This window comes from Kitasatospora sp. NPDC047058 (assembly GCF_040643935.1).
Taxonomy (GTDB): domain Bacteria; phylum Actinomycetota; class Actinomycetes; order Streptomycetales; family Streptomycetaceae; genus Kitasatospora.
Genome location: NZ_JBEYVJ010000055.1, coordinates 16,366 through 34,588, shown reverse-complemented (window position 1 = coordinate 34,588; position 18,223 = coordinate 16,366). Strand labels below are relative to the sequence as shown.

Genomic DNA, 18,223 nt, shown 5'->3' with positions numbered 1-18,223 from the left:
GCTTACTCATGTTGCTGTTGCTTCCCACCTGAAACTGCTTCCTCTGGGCTCACATGTCCCAGTCTCCAGGTGTCCAGCCCCAGGGTGGAACTTCAAGGGGCGGAACGCCGAAGGGTACGACATCGAGGACACTACGGATTCCGAACCGGTCTCCGACCGTGAACCTACGGGCGAGCCTCGACAGCCCCCCAGCCCCCACCTGCGGAAGCTCCCCGAGGGGCAGAGCGCCAGCGAGGAAAAGAAGGCGGAGTACAAGGCATTGACAGGGGACGACCTTTCCCCGGGTGTCACTTTTGTCAACGGGGGATTCCACCCGACCGACTCCCTGGAAGACGAGGGCCCCGGTGAAGCAGCAGCCTGAGAGGTGAAGCCCACCGCAGCCTCGCATTCCGCGCAGCGCCGGCGGATGCCCTGCAGAACGTCTCTGTCGCCGCTGACCTGTGGCTTCTCACACCGCCGGAGGGCGCGAAGCGGTGAGGGCTACGGAAGCCCGGAAGCATCGGCCATACGGCACCAGGGGAACAACGGAGATCCATTACCCCGGTTGTAGGGCCCGTGACTCGGCTCCGGTGGGCGCGCACGGCCAGGGTCACCCGTGTTATGACGTGCCAGAGAAGCCAGGGCAGCACCGTGATGCCGCCGATGTACACCGCGGCCTAGCCGAGGAGATCGTCCAGTTTAGTCGACTCGTCCCCGTGTCCGTGGGCGGCTAAGGCGCTCTCCGAGACTCCCACCGGCTAGCGCCGGCAACAGTGATGAAGATCCGCGAAATCCTTCTCATCAGGGCTGTCAGGACGTCGCGCACGCCGGCGTAGTCGGTGGTCTCGGCTTCTCCGGGACTACCGTGGTAGCCATGGGTGAAACGCGACCGAGTCAACGCCGACGACCGCGTCGCGGAGGGTTTCGGGCCGAGTCAGGTAGGGCCCTCATCCCCACGGCTGGAGCCATCGGCTCCCTGCTGTGACAATGTGTCATTTATGCCGCGCCGGAAGCAGATCTACCTGAGGTGCTCGAGGAAGTCGGTGTAGATGTCGATTGGCAGGAGCCCGTCGTCCTCCCCCAGTACCAGCAGCTGCACCATCTCCCGCAGTGCGGGTACCACGAGCTGAAAGTCGAGGGTCAGGGTCCCCTGCCAGCGGTTACCGAAGCCGGGGGTGGGCGAAGGACCGGACGGCTCGACCGCTGCCGGGTCCGGGTCGACGACTACGATCGTCGACCCACGGTGGGTGCCGACGCCGATGCGGGGAGACGGCCCGGCGGTATGGCTCCTCAGGCTCGCGCCGAGCAGTAGAGCCCGCTCCGGCAGGACTAATGTCACGTGGTAGTCGAACTGCCGGCTCCCCCAGACCTCACGGTAGCGATAGTGCTCGCCTTGGAGCCGGGTCACACGCCCCGCCTTGTCGAGCACGATCTGTGCCGGGGTTCCGTCGTAACGGTAGGCAACCTCGCCCTGCGCCCAGGCCCAGCAGGAGACTCCCTCGATTAAGGCGTCGGACCAGACGGCTCCGGAGTCGAGAGTCGGGAAGCGGATGTACGCCGGGGTCGAGAGTTCGGGCGGCGGACAGTCGGTGATCATCGACCGGGTGCGCCCGTCCTCCAGTGACATCCAGACGAGGCATTCCCGGCGCCACTGTGCTGCCGAGGCCACCGCTGCCACGCGTTCGCATTCGGCCTTCGAACGTGCGCGGTGGAGCAGTTCGCGCCGCGCTTGCGCGGAGCAGCCGGGCGCGCGCAGCGCCGTCATCACGTCAGGCAGCAGCGGCGCCTCAGTTCCCAGCGCCATCGCCGCAGGCTGGAGGTTCTGGCTGAGCCGTTCGAGGATACCCTCCCGAACGGGGACGGGAGCCTCTGGAAACCTGGTCAAGGTCCGGTGGATGGTCCGGACGGCCTGCGCCAGGTGGTCGAGCCCGGCACCGGCAATGGCCGCCTTCAGGCTCAGTTGCAGCAGCAGACCGGCCGCCTCCCATGCCAGGCGCGGGTCGTTCGTCTCCCAGCTGGCCCGGTACCGGTCGTGGGCGCAGCTGATCGCCTCAGTCGGCCGGCCTGCCGAGTACAGCGTCTGGATCAGGATGGCGTTGGCGTCCCACCACGACCCGGAGCCGTCTCGGACGCCTGCCGATACAACCTCCCGCGCAATGGCCTCGGCCCCGGCGAGGTCTCCCTGTTCGAACCGCAAGGACGCGATCCGGGACCTAGTGATGCCGATACTGCGTTCGTCCCCCGTCGCCACCAGCAGAGGCAGGGCCGTTGCGTATCCTGCTTCCGCTTCGGCAGCCCGACCCGCTGCCTGGTGCAGCGCCGCCAGGTTAGACCGGATCTGGCCCTCGGTTTGCCTGTCTTCGGTGTGGCGGAGAGCCCCCTGATAGATCCGTTCGGCGGGCCGTCCGAGGGCGGCAGCGATGATCCCGGCAGCGTTCAGGAAGTCGGCCGGATCCGTCAGCTGCACCGCAGCCTCAACCACCGACTCCGGCGTCTGCTCCGGCGGGCTCGCGGGCATCGGTTGTGACGGGTCTTTGAGGACGGCTGTTGTCTGCAGGACGACCCGCCAACCCTCCTCAAAGCGTCCTACTGCTGCGAGCAGCTCCGTCAGCCTCGCGAGATGCGTGGCGAGCATCCGCACTCGGCTCAGGGCATCGGATGGGAACTCCTCGACGCGCGCCGCGTCATCCCAGGCCCGGACGGCCCTCTCCTCGGCGTGAATCGCCTCTTCGGCCGTTGCCGCTCCGCTCGCGAGCATTGTGCGCTGGAACGCGGTCTCGTACGAGGCGAGGAACGCGTCTAGGTTGTGCTGCGACACGGTGTTGTGGACTTCCAGGCCCGCGAGCGGGTCGGCGCTGAGGTACGCGCGCAGCTCCGACTCCAGCCTCGCGGCGAGCTCACGGCGGATGACCGTGGCCGGGCCGATGTCCCCGGCTTTCGCCAATGCGGTTACTGCCTGTCCGGCACAGATCAGTCCATGCTCGGCGATCTCGCACCGCTGCCTTTGGTCCGTCACGGGAGCGAGCCGCGCGGGCGTCTGCGGGAGTCCAACGAGAATGTAGGCGTAGCGGTCGTCGTAGGGCAGTCCTTCGCAGCTGTTGACGGCGCGGCGGACGGCAGATCCGACCGGTGTCTCGGCTGTCGAGGTGAGCGCCGAGAGCAGAGCCGCGGACACCTGGGCCGCAGCTCCGGTGGTAACCGGCCAAAGGGTGCCGACATAGGAACGTGCGCCGGCCGCCACGAAGGCGGCACCGGTGGTGTGCCAGCTTCCGCACGAGTTGTTGAACACCACAGGCGCGCTCGCCAGCCGCCAGGTCCGGACTTCCTGCGACCGCAGCTGCCCGTCAGCCAGCTCGATGTGATCGTCCTGGCCGTGGCAGATCAGCGTGACGAGGTCGACGGGCAACTCGGAGACCGCGGCGCGCAGGATGCCTGCGGTCGCATCCGGGCCGACCAGCGCGAACGCCCGGGCCACCGTCGCGTCGGCGGACTCCCGCACCGCGTCCAGCTCGTTCTCCCGGTGCGGCCCGCCGAGGGCGTCGACGATGGCTGTCACCCCGAATATGCCGGCGCGGACACCGCGGACGGCGAGCGAACGAAGCAGCAGCGCGGGGGCATGCTCCTGCGGCAACATGCCCAAGGCGGTCCTGTCCGCCCACATGCCTTCGGGCGTGCACAGCAGCGGGTACGCGAAGCCGCGCGTGAACAGCACCGCACTGGCAGGGGGGTCGCGCGGCAGTAGAGGCGCGATGAGCCGGTCCACCTGTTCAGCCAGTGCCACCCGGTACCGCTCGACCTGGATCTCCAGTGGCTCCGCACCCTCCATGCTCCAGCCCGGCGACGGCACGGGGGCCTCGTCCACGTCGATGAGTGCCAGGTCGTGGCCGGTCCGTGCGGCGAACCCCGCTGCGATGACCCGGACCACCGGCGAGTCCGAGTCGCAGACCACCAGGTCGCCATGACGTCCCGGCCCGGCGAGGTGCTCGTACAAGGCCCTGGCCGGATCGCCCGTGAAGTCGGCAGGGAGGACGACGTCACCTTCGATACTCAAAGCCTGCGTGAGGTTGTCCTGCCACTGATCCTGCGACACGTCGACCGTGACCACGTCCTCCACGGCGAGGCCGAGCAGTGCCGCGCGGTCGGCGAGCGGGCTGACGACGACGGCACGGGTGATTCCCAGATCGGACAGGAGCGACCCGGCATCGGCCATGTCCTGGTCGGACACCACCGGCAGCACTACGGGGAAGTCACGCACAACCAGGTACGCGGTCGCTGCGGCGATGGCGTCCTCGGGCTGCACGACTAGGGCGGTCTTCGCGATTTCCCAGGCCTGCCCGCCACCCTGGGCAACCAGGACCACCACGTGCTCGCCCGCGGGCAGGTCGATCCACAGGGACTCCGCCCCGCTGCCGACCGCCTGGTCCGCGCTGATCCAGAACCGGATTCCCCCCGGCAAGCGGTAGCCGGTTCCGGCCTGTTCCAGCCCCGCGGCCGTGATCTGCCAACGGAACGGCTTCTCCAGATGGAATGTCAGCTTGAGGATCGCCCCTGCGCCGGGCGCGTCGAGCTCCTGGTACAGCATGTCGCGACGGTGATTCACCATGTGCGAGCGTTCGATCTCGAACGCCGCAGGGAGAACGCGGAACGGCAGGCCGAGCTTGGTCAGGCTCTCCTCCAGCACCGGCTCAATGGTCCGGCCGAGCGCTCCTGCCCACGAGTACCCCTGGGAGGAGATGTACTCGACCTGGTCACCCTGCGGCGGCGTGGTCTCCTGGAAGCCGACAGGGTCCATGCGGTGTGCGCCGTCGCTGATCGCGGTGATCGCGCCGCTCTTGTCGAGCACGAAGCACAACCCGCCGTGCCGTCCGAGCCGGCTGGTCATCGGACACCTGCCTGGCCTGTCTCAGTCGTACTGCTGACGGTGGACGCTCGCGGGGTGCCGTACCAGGTGGTCCCGATCGCCGCGCCCAACAGGACGACCGCGACCACAGCCGCGACCCTCGACCGACGCAGCTGCCGCGCCACCGTCCGAGCTTCACGACGATAGCGCTCCCTGATGTATGGACCTGAGTAGAGCTCCACCTGCCGCGGGGTGCCCTGTGCGGCGAAGGCACCGAGGATGATCGCCAGCAGTGCTGCCACCACCGCTCCGGCAAGCAGGACCCCGGTCAGCACGTACAGCACCGAGTTGTGAATCCCGGTGATGTCGGAAGGCCCCTTCACCACGAGGACCACCCCGAGGATGCCCAGCACGCCGCCCAGACTGGCCACCCACCGCTCCGCTGTCGCACGCAAGTTGGGTAGCTCATTGAAGGCGAGGTCCGCCGCCCGCTCCTCCCACCGCAGGTCCTCCGGCGTGGCCGCGCGCGCACCCGTGATCACGGGCCGGGGAGTCGGGTCAACTCCACTGGAGCTCGACTGTGACATACGCACCACACCCCCTGCTTCCTTGCGGGCGGCCCGCGTGTTCGGAGCCGCAGTCGCAACGCACAAGGGTCGCTAGCCGGTCGTCCGTGCCGGGGGCGCGGTAGGTCGTCACGCCGCCGCCCTCGAGGCGCTTGACGGTTTGGTGGCCACACCGGGGGCAGGAGCCAACGAGATCCCACGCGTCACCACGGGCGAGGAGTTGGAAGGTGTCGCGAACCGCGTCAGCCCACGACTGCGTGCTCATGAGCTGGTACGGAATATCCTCGTCAGTCATCGAACTCCCGCACGGTCAAGTCTCTTGTGTGGCAAGGATGGTGTCACATTAGCGGGTAGTCCCACGGAGTGCGGGCCGTTCGGTTGGACGGATGCAGAAACCCGGTCCACGGTGTAGGTCGGCGGCAGCGACGTGCCGCTCCCGATCGCTTCCCGCACGGTGGTTCGGCTCAGTCTCCGCCCTGGCGGCGAGCTGTGTCCGGGCCATCGGACCGCGGCCAGGGCATCCTCCAGCCTCCCTCGCATCGCCTGTCGAGCGTCGAGAGCGGACCTGCCCGCGGCACCTGAACCAGGCCGGGCTCAGGTGCCGCCGGACGGCCGGTGCTCGCTTCCGAGCAGCCGGGTGCTCTCCACCATGATGCGTTGAACGACGTTGCACAGTGCCAGCAGTTCCGCGTCTGCGCGCCGCACCAGCAATCCGTCCTGCCCCATGTTGGCCAGCAGCAGGCCGGAGGGTGGCGAGCAGCGTGCTGCCCCTCCGCCGCAACAACACGGGACCGCGCTCACGGCGACGACCCGACTGACGCCTACGGCGAAGCCCCCGGCGCGCTCCGTTCAGGAATGCCGCCAAGGGCTGCACGGCCGGGGTCGGTCTGCCGAAGACTACCGACGTGACGGAGGCCCGACAGCCCGTCGGGGTCCAGCGCACCGCTGGCTGCCGGCCTCAAGCCCATCCTCTACTCGGGTCGTAGAGGCGACGTTACGTCAGCCGGTCTACGCCCGTTGATCGTCTGACCACCGCCGAGCCTCATCGATGGCAGATCACCCGCACGCCTGGACCCACCCACAGCGTCCGGGCAACCCGCGTGGACGACCGTAGACCGGCGTCGACCTGCGTAGACGTACTGGCGACGGGCATCGCGTCCCCGGAGCGTCCCCGGACAACAGGAAAGGGCCTGGAAGCTCTAGGCTTCCAGGCCCTTTGACCTGCGACTTTAACGTCGGGACGACAGGATTTGAACCTGCGACCCCTTGACCCCCAGTTTAGTAGGGCTATCCTATTGCCGCTCGAAATGCGCTCACGCGCACATCGTGCGTGTGCAGATGAGCATGTTTCGTGCGCCTCGTTCGGCAGCGCGCACGACGTGTGGTCCCCAGCTGGTCCCCAGGTCAGGGGCTTGCCGGAGGGGTCGAGGAGCGTTCATGCGTCTAGGATAACGCCACTCCTGTCGCGGATCCAGCGATCCCCAGGGGTTATCCAGAACTTCGCCCGTCGGGGTGCTCGACAGGGCCACGCATAATCAGCGTTCCATGGCCGAATAGCCCCTGGGAAATACCCACCAGCTACCCTCTCGCCCCGTATTTCCCCCGGGTGCCTGGAAATTCGCGGCACGTGCGATCTCGCACCCCGAGGGTCAACCCGAGGTTCGCCAGCGCCGCGCCCCGAATGCTCCGGGTTGTGTGATCCCCACAACCCTGGCCGCAAGGAGGTCGTCTGCTCCAGAGCCGCCAACCCCTTCCGAGCAGGGCACGGTGTGGGCCGATCGGAGCGCCGGGGCTCTTGAGGTGCCGCGGCGAGTTCGCCCGCCGGCGGCCGGGGACCGCCCTCGTCTCCCCGCACGCCTTCGGGGCGGTCTGCCAGAATGCGGCTCGCGCCCAGTTCACTCTCGGAGGCCCCAATCCATGCGCTCAGCCGCCAGTGCCCCGTTGACCTCCGATTTGTCCCGTGACCAGGCGCTGTTGCTGACCACGATGGCCCACCAGTACCTGAGCAGCGGCGAGTGGCCTACCTGGCAGTGGGTGGACACGGTGCTCGACCGTCGGGGCCTTGACGCTCCTGGCCTACTGCGCTCGCTTCCCCGGCTCGGCGCCGACCGACCTGGGCCTTGGTACGGGCTGGTCAACCACGACGGGGTCAACATCTCCCGGAACGACCGGGTCGCGGTGACCCTGGCCGGTGCCCTCCACGTGCCTGAGCTTCAGCCCTACTTTGCTGCCCCCTTCCTTGACACCCTCGCCGTTCTGGTCGCAGCCAGGCACAGCCGTCCGATCTCGCCGGACGAGGTGGAGGAGTTCCGGATCACCGAGACGGACGTTCGAGCCGAGCTGGCTCCACGGCGGGATCACGAGTCACTGAGCCGGTGGATGGCCCGGCTGCCCGAGCTGATGAGCAACGAGCCGGTGACCCGCAACTCCACCGGGGAACTGCCGGACGGCGGCCGGTGGTGGGGCCTGAGCCGCGGCCTGGGGCGATACCGGGGAGTCACCACGTTGGAGGGCTACGTCGAGGTGACAGCCCGGCTCATCGGCGAGCACGCTGTGCCGTGGACGCAGGCTCACGAGACCCCCATTGAGCTCGCAGTCTCGGCGCCGCCGAGTTCTTCCGACCCGCGACAGCTGAGGATCACGGCGCCGATTCCGGAGGAACTGGTCGAGGTTGCAGCTGACCTGATGCTCCTTGAGCTTCTGGACCGTTCCGGTGGGCAAGTCGGCCAGGCGCTGTCACCGGATGGATTCGTTCCCGAGGCGCACGCCCGCGATGAATCCGGCTGGTCGGTTCTTCGGATGCTGGTGGACCGGCGCGAGGTCGAGGCTCTGCAGGTCCGGGCGAACGGCCACCCGAGCATCGTCATGCTGACCACCATCGGCCGGACGAAGGCAATGAACCTGCGGCGCCGGTCTCAGGATCGGGCGGAACGCGAGCACCACCTTCACGACGCGCTGGTGCGCTGGGCGTACAACCAGCATCGTCCTGGGCCTGGGGCGTCGATCCAGAGCCTGCCGACAGCACCGGATTGGTGGTTCTGCGGCTCGGAGGTCACGTGGGACGAGGTGTCTGCCGCCGTGCGCTACCTTGAAGGACGCGGTCTCCTGGCCGGCCCTGTGCAGTTCTCCGGGCCGCCGGACGGTATCCGCCTGCACCTGACCCCTGGCGGCGAGGACTGCGCGCGGTCCCGCCAGACAGTGAGGACGTACTTGGACGGACAGCGCTCTCAGCCTCCCGCGTTCCAGCTCACCGGCGACAACAACAACATCGCGTTCGGCAACAACAACCACCAGTCGACCAGCTCCTCCGCCGCCGGCGTCAGCAGCGAGGACCTCGCCACCCTCGTCAGCATGATCCGCTTCAGCATCCCGATCCTCGGACTTCCCGCGGAGCAGCAGGCGGCGGTCGAGGGCGACGTCGCGGCGCTGGAGGCCGAGGCCGCAACGGGGAATCCCGACCAGGGCCGCGTCCGCACGTTCCTGCAGCGCGTGGGCTCGGTAGTGCAGAGTGTGGCGACGAACCCGATGGCTCAGAACATGGTCCTCACCGGGATTGGGACCGCTACCGGGCTGCCAATGTCGCAACTGCCCCAGTAGAGCAGCCATTTCGAGAACAGTGACCCACCCGCGGCCCCTCTATTCCCTGTCGGAGCAAAGTGCGATAAACGCAACAAGCACTAGATTGTCCGACTTCTGGCATGTATCTTGACCGGTCCATCGCCGGGCGGTCCGGTGAATGGGGTACTGGGGGGTACGTGGCGGGTCTGCAGGTGTTCCGCGTTTCTGATGGGGATGTTCGTCGTGTCGAGGGCGAGACCGTGGAGCTGGAGCGTCACCTCCAGGCTCTCGTCGAGGCGAACATGGAGGAGATGCTGGGCGGTGTCCGCTTCTTGGCGAGCGAGTACTCCACCGGTCCGGTGCACCGGGGCCGGATCGATAGCCTCGGTCTGGACGAGGACGGCAGCCCGGTGGTGGTCGAGTACAAGCGCACGAGCAGCGAGTCGGTGCTCGCGCAGGGGCTTTTCTACCTCTCCTGGCTGGTGGAGAACCGCGCCGAGTTCGAGGCGCTCGTCGAGCAGCGGCTCGGCGCCGAGGTCGCCGAGCAGGTCGATTGGAGCAACCCGCGGGTGGTGTGCATCGCGGCGGACTTCACCCGCTACGACCTGGCAGCGGCCGGGATGTCCCACCACCGAATCGACATGGTCGTCTACCGGCGGTACGGCGACGACCTGGTGACGTTGGAGCTGGCGGCTTCGGTCGCTGGCGGCTGCGGCGCCGTGCCGGGAGCAGGGTCGGGTCTTGCGCGGCCGGTCTCGGTCAGCCGCCGGACGGTCACCGACGTGCTCGCACAGGCGAGCGCCGAGGTCCGCAGCCTGTACGAAGAGCTTGACGCGCGTCTGCTGGACCTGGGCGAGGGCCACACCGTGCCGCTGCAGCACTACGTCGCCTACCGCCGCCGGCGGAACTTTGCCTGTGTCAGAGTGCTGGCGCAGGCGCAAGCTCTGGTCGTCTTCCTGCGCGTCGACCCGACGACGGTCCAGCTGGTGCCGGGCTGGACCCGGGACGTCCGGAGAATCGGGCACCTCGGGACGGGCGAGCTGGAGGTCCGGATCGGCTCGGTCGAGGACCTCGACCGATCGATGCCGCTGCTGCGTACGAGCTACGGCGCTGCCGCGTAGTCGATCAAGGCGATGGGCCGCCCCCCCTTGGAGGGGGCGCGGCCCATCGCCGTTTTTCGGTGAAATCCCGCCCCCTTGCAGGGCTGACCTGGGTGCTCTGCGGCGCGCCTCCGAGGTTCGGGGCGTGGTCAGCGCCGGCGGGGACGGGGTGCTGACGGGGGTGGGGCGGCGGGCGGCTCGTTCGTCCGCCGGCCTCCTGGTGGGTTGAGGGCTTCCTGGACGGTGGCGCGGCGGGCAGCCCAGCGGCTCAGCTCGCGCTGGTACGTGCGGACTTCCTCGCCTCCGGCAAGGCGCGGGTCCGGGACGGTCGGCTGACGGTCCTGGGGGTTCGGTTGTTCGATGGTGGTCCTCTTCGTCAGGTAGGGACTCCGGGTGTAGGTCCGGGGTCGGGCAGGGTCAGTGGCCGCGGTCGTGCCGCGGCTCTCGGGCCAGCGCGGTGATGATCGTGCGCTCGCGGACGAAGTCGGCGTGGACGTCGGGCTGGTTCGGGGGCAGGGCTTCGAGGGCGCTGTCGATCGCCGCGAGAGCTTCGGCTCGACGGCCCAGGGTCCGCCAGGCGGTGGCGGTGCGGAAGAGCATGACCGGGTCGTCGTCGTGGAAGCTGGGCCAGGCGGCCAGCTCCAGGATCCGCTCGGCCTGGTCGGGCAGTTCGTCTCCGAGCCAGAGCCCGTGGAGCAGGGCGTGGCAGACCTGGGGGTTGTCGCCGGCTTCGGCGAGGCTGCGGTTCATGGCGTCGAGGGCGCTGGGCGCGGAGCTTCCGAGGAGGGCGAACGCGGCGAGGGCACGGGTGTACGGATCCCAGCGGGCTCGCTCGCTCACCGGGGCCTGCTCGACCAGCTGCTGGATGCTGCGGCACCGGAAGTCGAAGCGCATGCCAGCGAGGTGGATGTGCCGGAGCGCCTGGGCGTGGGTGCGGTCGGTACCGGGCTGGATGAGGTGGTCGGTGCCGGTGATGTGGAGGAGGGCGCTGTTGCTCCGGCTGCGGGCGTACCAGGTCAGCTGATTGGCGAGGGCAGCGCTGGTCTGCCAGTCGGCGTTCGCACGGCTGAGCCAGCGGGCTGCTTCGGCAGGCCAGGGCTGGCCGGCGTCGATGGCCTGTTCGACCATCGTGCGGACGGCGGCGAGCGCGGTCGGGCGCAGGTCGTCTCGGCGGACTGCGGCGGCGAGGGCGCTGTACGCGCCGGGGGTGTCGAGGAGTCCGCGGATCATGATCCGTTGGGTGGGCGGGTAGGCGGCGGCGCGGGCGATCCGTTCGATGGTGTCGAGGGCGGTGGTGGTCAGGCCGTTCTCCCTTGTGCTTTCTCTGCCGTGGTGTACGGGGTTGATCGGGTCAGCGGGCTCGGTGTGTGCTGGTCGGCGTGGCCGGGCCGGGTGTCGGTGTCGGAAGCGTTATGGAGGGCGGGGAGTTCGAGGAGGTTCGGCGGGCTGCGTCGACGCGCCGGGCGGTGCTGCTCCGGTCGGGGGTCTGCTCGGCGGTGGCGGTGAGCCGGGCGGCTTCGCCGGCGGCGGCGAGCACGAGGGTGGTCGGTGTGGCCGGGCTGAACATCGCAGTCCACAGGTTCGGTGGGGTTCCGCCGTCGAGGGTCCAGCTCGCGGGGGCGGGCACGACGTCGAGGGTGCTGGGTTCGGTGGTGGAGACCGACCACAGCTCGACTTCGCCGTCGGGGCTTCGGCTCGCTGTCGCCCGTGGCCGGTCGGTCCTCTCCCAGCCCTGGAGGCGGAGTCGAGCGTGGGCGAGGTCGGGGTCGCGCGAGCCGGGTACGGGGTCGGGCCGGTAGGGGCGGTAGGCGACGAACGAGGGCTCGGGGCTGTTCTCGAAGTCGTCCCGGACCTCCAGGGTGTCCAGGTCTTCGAGCGTCTCCTTCATGGCCTCGGCGACGGCGGCGACGACGGTGGGCGGGGTGTGGGAGGTGAAGGCGGCCTTCCAGCTGACGCTTGTCGGCTTGCCGTTCCAGCTCGGACGCTCGTCACCGTTGACGGTGATGGCCCAGCGGCTGGTCCACTTCACGTCGTGGCGGTCTTCCGGGGTGTCGAGGATGGTCACCCGGCGGCACGGGCTGTGGAAGGTGTGGTTGCCGAGTTCGTCGTCGGTGAAGTCCCAGTCGTAGTACGGCATGGAGGCCGTACTCGGCTCATGCGGCGACGGGCTTCCTGGTGACGTGGCGCTGTCGGTCGGTTCCGGGATGGCCGTCGTGACCGTGGCCCGGTAGAGGTCGGGGATCTCGCTCGGTCGCCGGGAAGCGGGCTTGGGCGACAGCGAGGCTTGCAGGACGGCGGTGACCAGGTGTGCCGGGGCCAGGCGGGAGAACTCCGCCCGCCAGATGTGCGCCTCGTCGTTCTCGTGGAGGTGCCCGCCGACGGTGATGCCGGTGGCGGGGACGGCGGGGACGTTCGACGGGTACCAGTCGCCGTCGATGCTGTGCCAGACGCTGATCTGTTCCGGGCCGAAGTCGGGAGAGTCGAGGGTTGCCACTTGCCCGTTGTGGACGTCCTCCTCCCAGCCTGCCCGCTCGGCGGCGGTGAAGAGGTCGTGGACGTGGTGGGGGCCTTCGAGTGCCATGAGGGGGTCGCGCGCCCGGACGGTGGTGAGGTGGGTGAGGGTGTCCACGACGATCTCGGCGGGCGTGTTGCGGGACAGCCACGTGCTCCAGCGCGCCGGGCGGAGCGGGCCGCCCGGGTGGGCGGTGATCTTCCACACCGCCTGGTCGTCCTTCTCAGCGGCGACAAGGATGAGGTCGGATTCGGGGGCGACCAGTCCGGTTCCTTCCGGGTGCCAGTCGGCCGGCTGCCAGCCGCGACGGATCAGGGCGGACCAAACCGAGCCGGGGTTGCCGGGGCCGGCCAGCCGGCGGGGGACCACCTTCGTGCGTCGTTCAGCGATGGGGGCCTCCTGCGGCAGGACGGTGCGGGTGATGATCAGCGGCCGGGAGCCCGGCCCCGGGTGTGCTTCTCCGGTTGCGCTGGGGCCGTGTCCGGGAGGCTTGGGCCCGGCCGACCGGTGGTACGGGCGGTGGCGGCTGCGGGCCGAGCCGGTGCGGGCATGACCGCGGGTGCGGGTGGAAGGGGCTGCCGGGGATCGTGGGTCCACTCAAGGGCGGATTCGCGATCGGGGAAGCTGCCCTCGGTGAGGGTGTAGGTGCCGGCGGGGTAGTCGGCGTCCTCGAACAGCACCCGGACGGGGCTGCCGGGCGGAGCCAGGTCATCGTCGAGGATCACCCAGGTGTACCAGTCGTGCACCAGGTGCTCGTCCCCTCGCCATGCCTCCCCCGGCTTCCAGCCCGGATCCCAGGTCCGGTTCCTGGTGTACGAGGCGTCGCTGCTGAGCCCGGTGCCGCTGGAACGGATCCGGTGTTCCAGCGCGGTGGTCTCCGCGTTCGCCGGAACGCTGCAGTGGCTGGCCAGAGCGGCGATGGCGGCGGCATCGGCGCCGCGCTGGATGAGCCAGTGCTGGGCGAGAACGGGCAGGGGGTGGGGCGAACTCTCGTAGCGGAACAGCCCTGCGGCCCGGTCCCGCCGGATGTGGATGGCCACGTAGTGCGAGTCATCAAGCACATGGTCGGCGGCCAAGTCGTCGCGTACCACCAGGTAGCTGCTGCTCACCCCGTTGTCCGTCGGCCGACCGTACACGTGGTGCTGGGATATCACGCTGTAGCAGGCCGCGTTCAGGGCACTGTCGTACTCCGCTGCCGCGTCGTCCTTGGTGGCCGGCTTCAGGCCGTCGAGGTCTAGCAGCTCGTCGAAGCTGGTGTCGGTGATGGGCGCTCCTGTCGGGCGGGGGTTGGTCGAGGGCCTGGCCGGTGGGCTCGCAGGCGGGTCTCGGCGGTCAGCGGGCGGGCTGCCGGACGGGGTCGGGCGGGTTGGAGGCGGCGGTCGAGCCGGTGGCGTTCGATGCCGGCGGCGAGAGGACGACGCGGGTGCGGGCGGCCAGGGCCCGCGCGGACGGGCCGGTTGCCGCCTTGGGGACGAGGGGATGGACGTCGAGGTACAGCAGGTGCTCGGAGGTGAGGTCACGGCCGAGGCGGGCCACCGGTGCCGGGTCGGCCATCGCGGCCGTGACGGCTTCCAGGAGCGGGGCCGGGATGTTCTCCGACATCTCAATGTTCCAGCCCTCGACTTCGCCCGGACCGAGCTTGCCGCCGCTGATCTGCCAGGCGCGGCTCTCCCCGACGAACATCTGCCCGGCGGGAGCGGTGCAGCGGTAGACGCTGGCCATCTCGCCGTCCGGTGCGTCCCACATCAGGTGTTCGCGGGTGCTGTTGTCGTGCCAGCCTGCGGCGATGATCGGCACGAGACCGTCCTCGGTGTTCCTGGCGGGCCGGCTCAGTTCGTCCGGGTTGGCGGCGAGCGCGGTGTGCAAGGCGGTGACGATCTCCGGCGGGGTGCGGGGGTCTGCGGTGGCCTGCCAGACCTCCTCGCCGCTCGGCAGGTAGGTGAAGGAGGCGGTCCAGCTCGTGCCCGTCTCGTCGGTGGCCGACTGGGCGCGCAGCCGTTGGCACGGGCTGGTGTACACCGTGGTGTTCCCCTGCTTCTCGGTGGTCCAGCCCCGCTCGGTCAGGGGCTTGGCCGCGGCGGTGCGGTCGTGGCCGGGGCCGGCGAGGTAGACCGGGGCGACGAGGGCCAGTGGCGCGGGCCGGAAGTCCGGGGCGAAGAGCTCCGGGGTGCGCGCGGCGGCCCCGGTCAGCAGACGGTCGACCGCGTGGAGCGCCTGCTCGTGCTCGGCGGTCGGCAGCGATCCCCAGGTCCACGTGGTGCCGTCGCCGACCGGCCGGTCGTGCAGCATATCGGCGATCCCGCTGAGATCCACCCCGTTGATCACCACCGCAGCGACCACGGCTGCCGCGTCCTCCAGGTCCCCGATGTTGAAGGGGAGTTCGTTCAGCGCCGTGGTGAGGGGAGGTGTCGGCTTTCGGCTTGCGGTCCGCGGGTCGAGGTTGGCGCCCAGGTCCAGACCGAGGAGCGCCGGCGAACTCGCCGCTGCCGCGATGACCATGTCTTCCACCAGCAAGCACGCCAGGGCCCTTTGCTCCGAGGGAAGTCGGCCCCACGTCGTCGGAGTGCCGCTCCGGCTGCTGGGGATGACCCGGCCCGCCATGTACCACTCGGAGATGTTGTCGAAGTACTCGATCCCCTCCAGGATCTCCTCGCACAGCTCGGCCGCCGCTTCGCGCAGGTCCGTCTCGGTGTACAGGCTGACGTTGGCGGGGTCGGCCTCCGTCCGGTGGCCGAGGCGGGCGAGCAGTTCTTCGTCCATCCAGTCCCGGTCCCGCTGCAGGGGCGTGGGGTCGGTGAGGGCCTGGGCGAGGGCGTCGACGACGACCGTGGGGGCGTTGGTGGTGGCCATGGCCTGCCAGTAGGGCGGGTAGCCGCCGGAGCCCCGCGGGCCGATCTCCACGTACAGGTGGGGGTGGGCCATGAGGTCGTCCGGATCGCCAGGCGGGTCCAGGCGGAGCTGGACGCGGGCGAGTTCGTCGGGAGCTTCGAGGTCGAGCACGCCCGCGCGGTAGGTGCTGCGCCAGCCGGCGTCGGTGAGGGTGCGGATCAGGGTCCGCCGGTCGGTCGGCTGCTGGAGGGCGGGGTGGGACTCGCCGGTCCAGTCGGGGGTGCTTCCGGTGCGGGCGAGTACGTCGGTGACGGCCATGATGATCTCGGGCGGGGTCTCGGTCGAGAAGCCGGCCATCCAGGCCGGTACGTCGAGGGCCTCCGGTGCTCCGGTGATCCGCCAGGCGGCGCCAGGGTCGAGCTGGCCGTCCGCGATGCGGAAGCGGTGGTTCGGGCTCCAGGCGTATTCCTGGTCCAGGTCGTCGTCGGTGCTGCGGCCCCAGCCTTGCTGGGCGAGGCGGTCGAAGACCCTGTTGGTGTGCTCGCGCCCGGCGAGGTAGGCCGGGGTGACGTCGATCGTGGTGTCGGGGATGAGGGTTCCTCGGGGACTGTCAGCGGCTGGGGCCGGGAGTGGCGGGGCGGGCGGCGGGTGGTGCCGGGGCCGGCTGCGCGAACGGTTCTCCCACTGGGGAGTGCAGGCGACTCCGGGCGCTGGCCGCCTGGGCACGGCGTGCGCCCTGCGGTGTCGGGCTGGAGGAGAGCTCGGTCAGTTCGGCGGAGCCGGCGAGGGACGCGCTGACGGCCAGCTCATTGAGATCTCCGATGTCGCGGATGGCGGGAGCGAGCATCGCGCTGACCATGGCGTACAGGATCTGGTCCGGTGTGGAGATGCTGGCCGCCGCAGCCCACCCGTCGTGGTCGCCGGCGACGTTGATACTCCAGAAGGCGTCTTCGGCCTCCTCCCACTCGTCCGGGCCCAGGTGGTCCCGTGCGTTGAGGACGATCGTGCTCTGCGGGTGGCGCTCGGAGCGCGCCGTCTTGGTTTGTGTCGCCGCGTCCCAGGCGAGGGTCCACCCGTGGGCGTGCAGAGGTGTGGGCCACTCGTCGTCGTCGGCGCCCCCTGACAGACGAGCACCGGTGCGCAACCGGTTGGCCAGGTCGGTGGTGATGGCCTCCACGACTTCGACCGGGGTGCTCTCCGTGAGGGTGACGGTCCACAGGGCTGGGAGGTTCGGGCTCTCGTGGACGGCGACCTTCCACATCGTGTTGTCGGTCTCCGGCTCGACGCCGAGGCGGACCCGGCTGTCCGGGGAGATGATCAGTTGGTTGCCATGGCCGTCGTCGAGGCGGACCGCTCCCGCGTCGACGAGGGGGCGAATCGCGCGTTCGGTGTCCTGAGTGGGGCCGGCGTACAGCGCCGGGGCGATGCTGACCTGCAGCCACGGCTGGTCGCTTGCCTTCTTGGCCCAGTCGGGGACGGTGGTCGTCAAAAGCTGTTCCCTCGGTGGTCTCGGGGTGCTCACCGCCGCTATGCCACCCAGGGCTGGGGTACGGCGGCGGGGGTGGGCGTGGGGATGGACGCGGAGGGGGTGGTTCGACAAGGTGGCCGAGGGTCCGGCGCACCGGCTTCTTCCCGGTCAGCGCGTTGGGTGAGCCGCCGCGGAGGGCGCGGTCTGACGAGCAGCGGGTATGTCGGCAACTCGGCCTTGCCGCGTCGCTGTTGCCCTGGCTGCGCTCGTGCGCGACACACCGGTCTGCGCGTCGGCGGCGGACGGGGCGGGACGGGTTTGCAGAGCGTTGGCGGTTTCGGTGAACCGGCGCCAGGCGTAGTCGCTCCGGTTGGCGGCCCAGCCGGGTGCCTGGGCGGTCAGGGCGGGTGCCAGCGCGGCGACCTGGTCAGTGGGGGCCGCGCCCCAGGCGAGCAGCGATCCGCTGCTCGACCACAGGTCGAGGTACCAGTCGCCGCCGAGTGGGTACGCCTTGACGTGGGCCTGGTCGGGTTCCTCCTGGTAGTGCCACAGGGTGCGGTGGAGCGGCTGCCAGCCGGGGCCGACGAACTCGGGGGGCGGGGTGTCCTCGCCGGGGCGCTCGCCGCGGTCGGCGACGGTGAACAGGTCGTGAAGCGATCCGTCGTTGAGCGCGGCCTTGACCAGGTTGAGCACCTCGGTGGCGTCCAGTCCTTCACGGCCGTCGAGGACGCTGACGACGTGGCCGAGGGTGCGAAGGGTGTGCCTGGCGTCGCCGGGGTCGATCCACTCCTCGGGTGGGTCCTGGTCGGCGAGGCCGGCTTTCACCCTGACAGCCACCGACCGCAGGTCCTCCAACTGCCGCGCTCCGGGGTGGTCGGACAACTGCGATACCCGGTAGACGAGTTCGTCGTACGGGCGCATGTGCTGGCGCACGAGGTGAAGGGCGTAGCGGTCGGCGCCCTCCCGGAAGCTCGCGACTGCGGCGGTGCGGACGGCCGCGTCGTGACCGCGGAGCGAGGTGAGCAGGGTCATGTACCGGTCGTGGGTGTCGATCTGCTCGCGCAGCACGCGCTCGTACGCCTCGTTCAGCAGGTCCAAGTCGCCCAAGTCGGCGGCCTGGTGGTCGCCGTAGCGCTCAGCGCTGGCACGCAGCTCTGCGACGCGGTCAGCTGCGGGCCGCCCCCAGGTGCCGGTCACAGCGTGCGCCGACGGTGCGAGGGCACCCGCGTTCGAGACGCTCCTGCGGGCAAGGGCGCGTTGGCCGGGGCCGCCTTACCGTCGAGCAGCTGTCGGCGCGCGGCGGCGGCGCGCTCGCCCGTCGGTGTGGCGGCCCGCCACTCCAGGGGGACGATGTCCATGTTCACCTTGAGC

General features: G+C 69.9%; 12 protein-coding genes. 3 read left to right on the top strand and 9 right to left on the bottom strand.

All coding sequences use genetic code 11. The features are described 5' to 3' along the window. Window positions 1-361 (top strand): hypothetical protein (locus ABZ885_RS11665; protein WP_360186607.1); only part of this gene is annotated, 361 nt, incomplete at its 5' end. A gap of 636 nt (window positions 362-997) precedes the next feature. On the opposite strand, the gene ABZ885_RS11660 is transcribed toward ABZ885_RS11665, so the two are convergent. After that, on the bottom strand, window positions 998-4,861 hold the full coding sequence (locus tag ABZ885_RS11660; RefSeq protein WP_360186606.1) for a CHAT domain-containing protein: 3,864 nt from the start codon (window positions 4,859-4,861) through the stop codon (window positions 998-1,000). Next, on the bottom strand, window positions 4,858-5,361 hold the full coding sequence (locus tag ABZ885_RS11655; RefSeq protein ID WP_360186605.1) for a hypothetical protein: 504 nt from the start codon (window positions 5,359-5,361) through the stop codon (window positions 4,858-4,860). The genes ABZ885_RS11660 and ABZ885_RS11655 overlap by 4 nt, the downstream gene beginning before the upstream one ends. 1,965 nt (window positions 5,362-7,326) lie before the next feature. Between ABZ885_RS11655 and ABZ885_RS11650 the strand changes: the two genes are divergently transcribed. Continuing rightward, window positions 7,327-8,982, top strand: a complete 1,656-nt coding sequence (locus tag ABZ885_RS11650) for a hypothetical protein (protein ID WP_360186603.1) — start codon at window positions 7,327-7,329, stop codon at window positions 8,980-8,982. A gap of 221 nt (window positions 8,983-9,203) precedes the next feature. After that, a complete protein-coding gene (locus tag ABZ885_RS11645; protein WP_360186602.1) occupies window positions 9,204-10,064 on the top strand; it encodes a DUF5655 domain-containing protein in 861 nt (286 codons plus the stop codon). Between the two features lie 396 nt (window positions 10,065-10,460). Here the strand turns inward: ABZ885_RS11645 and ABZ885_RS11640 are convergent, their stop codons facing one another. The 7 genes from ABZ885_RS11640 to ABZ885_RS11610 form a co-directional block, all read right to left on the bottom strand. Beyond that, the gene (locus ABZ885_RS11640; protein WP_360186600.1) at window positions 10,461-11,273 is read right to left on the bottom strand and encodes a hypothetical protein; all 813 of its coding nucleotides are present in this window, start codon (window positions 11,271-11,273) and stop codon (window positions 10,461-10,463) included. A gap of 121 nt (window positions 11,274-11,394) precedes the next feature. Beyond that, the gene (locus ABZ885_RS11635) at window positions 11,395-12,924 is read right to left on the bottom strand and encodes a hypothetical protein (protein ID WP_360186598.1); all 1,530 of its coding nucleotides are present in this window, start codon (window positions 12,922-12,924) and stop codon (window positions 11,395-11,397) included. Window positions 12,925-12,980: 56 nt separating this feature from the next. Continuing rightward, the gene (locus tag ABZ885_RS11630) at window positions 12,981-13,664 is read right to left on the bottom strand and encodes a hypothetical protein (protein ID WP_360186596.1); all 684 of its coding nucleotides are present in this window, start codon (window positions 13,662-13,664) and stop codon (window positions 12,981-12,983) included. A 223-nt stretch (window positions 13,665-13,887) separates the two neighbouring features. Further along, window positions 13,888-16,110 (bottom strand): DUF317 domain-containing protein, encoded by a 2,223-nt coding sequence (locus ABZ885_RS11625; RefSeq protein ID WP_360186595.1) that lies wholly within the window; start codon window positions 16,108-16,110, stop codon window positions 13,888-13,890. After that, on the bottom strand, window positions 15,995-16,873 hold the full coding sequence (locus ABZ885_RS11620) for a DUF317 domain-containing protein (RefSeq protein ID WP_360186593.1): 879 nt from the start codon (window positions 16,871-16,873) through the stop codon (window positions 15,995-15,997). Before ABZ885_RS11620 ends, ABZ885_RS11625 begins: the two co-directional genes overlap by 116 nt. Before the next feature lie 147 nt (window positions 16,874-17,020). Then, on the bottom strand, window positions 17,021-17,959 hold the full coding sequence (locus tag ABZ885_RS11615) for a hypothetical protein (protein ID WP_360186591.1): 939 nt from the start codon (window positions 17,957-17,959) through the stop codon (window positions 17,021-17,023). 86 nt (window positions 17,960-18,045) lie between these two features. Next, window positions 18,046-18,210 carry a hypothetical protein gene (locus tag ABZ885_RS11610; RefSeq protein WP_360186589.1) on the bottom strand — a complete coding sequence of 55 codons (165 nt, stop codon included), beginning with the start codon at window positions 18,208-18,210 and terminating at the stop codon, window positions 18,046-18,048. Window positions 18,211-18,223: the final 13 nt, after the last annotated feature.

Coding starts and splice junctions, on each gene's coding strand:
- ABZ885_RS11610 (WP_360186589.1), bottom strand. CDS start 18,210: ATGGACATCGTCCCCCTGGAGTGGCGGGCCGCCACACCGACGGGCGAG.
- ABZ885_RS11640 (WP_360186600.1), bottom strand. CDS start 11,273: ATGATCCGCGGACTCCTCGACACCCCCGGCGCGTACAGCGCCCTCGCC.
- ABZ885_RS11660 (WP_360186606.1), bottom strand. CDS start 4,861: ATGACCAGCCGGCTCGGACGGCACGGCGGGTTGTGCTTCGTGCTCGAC.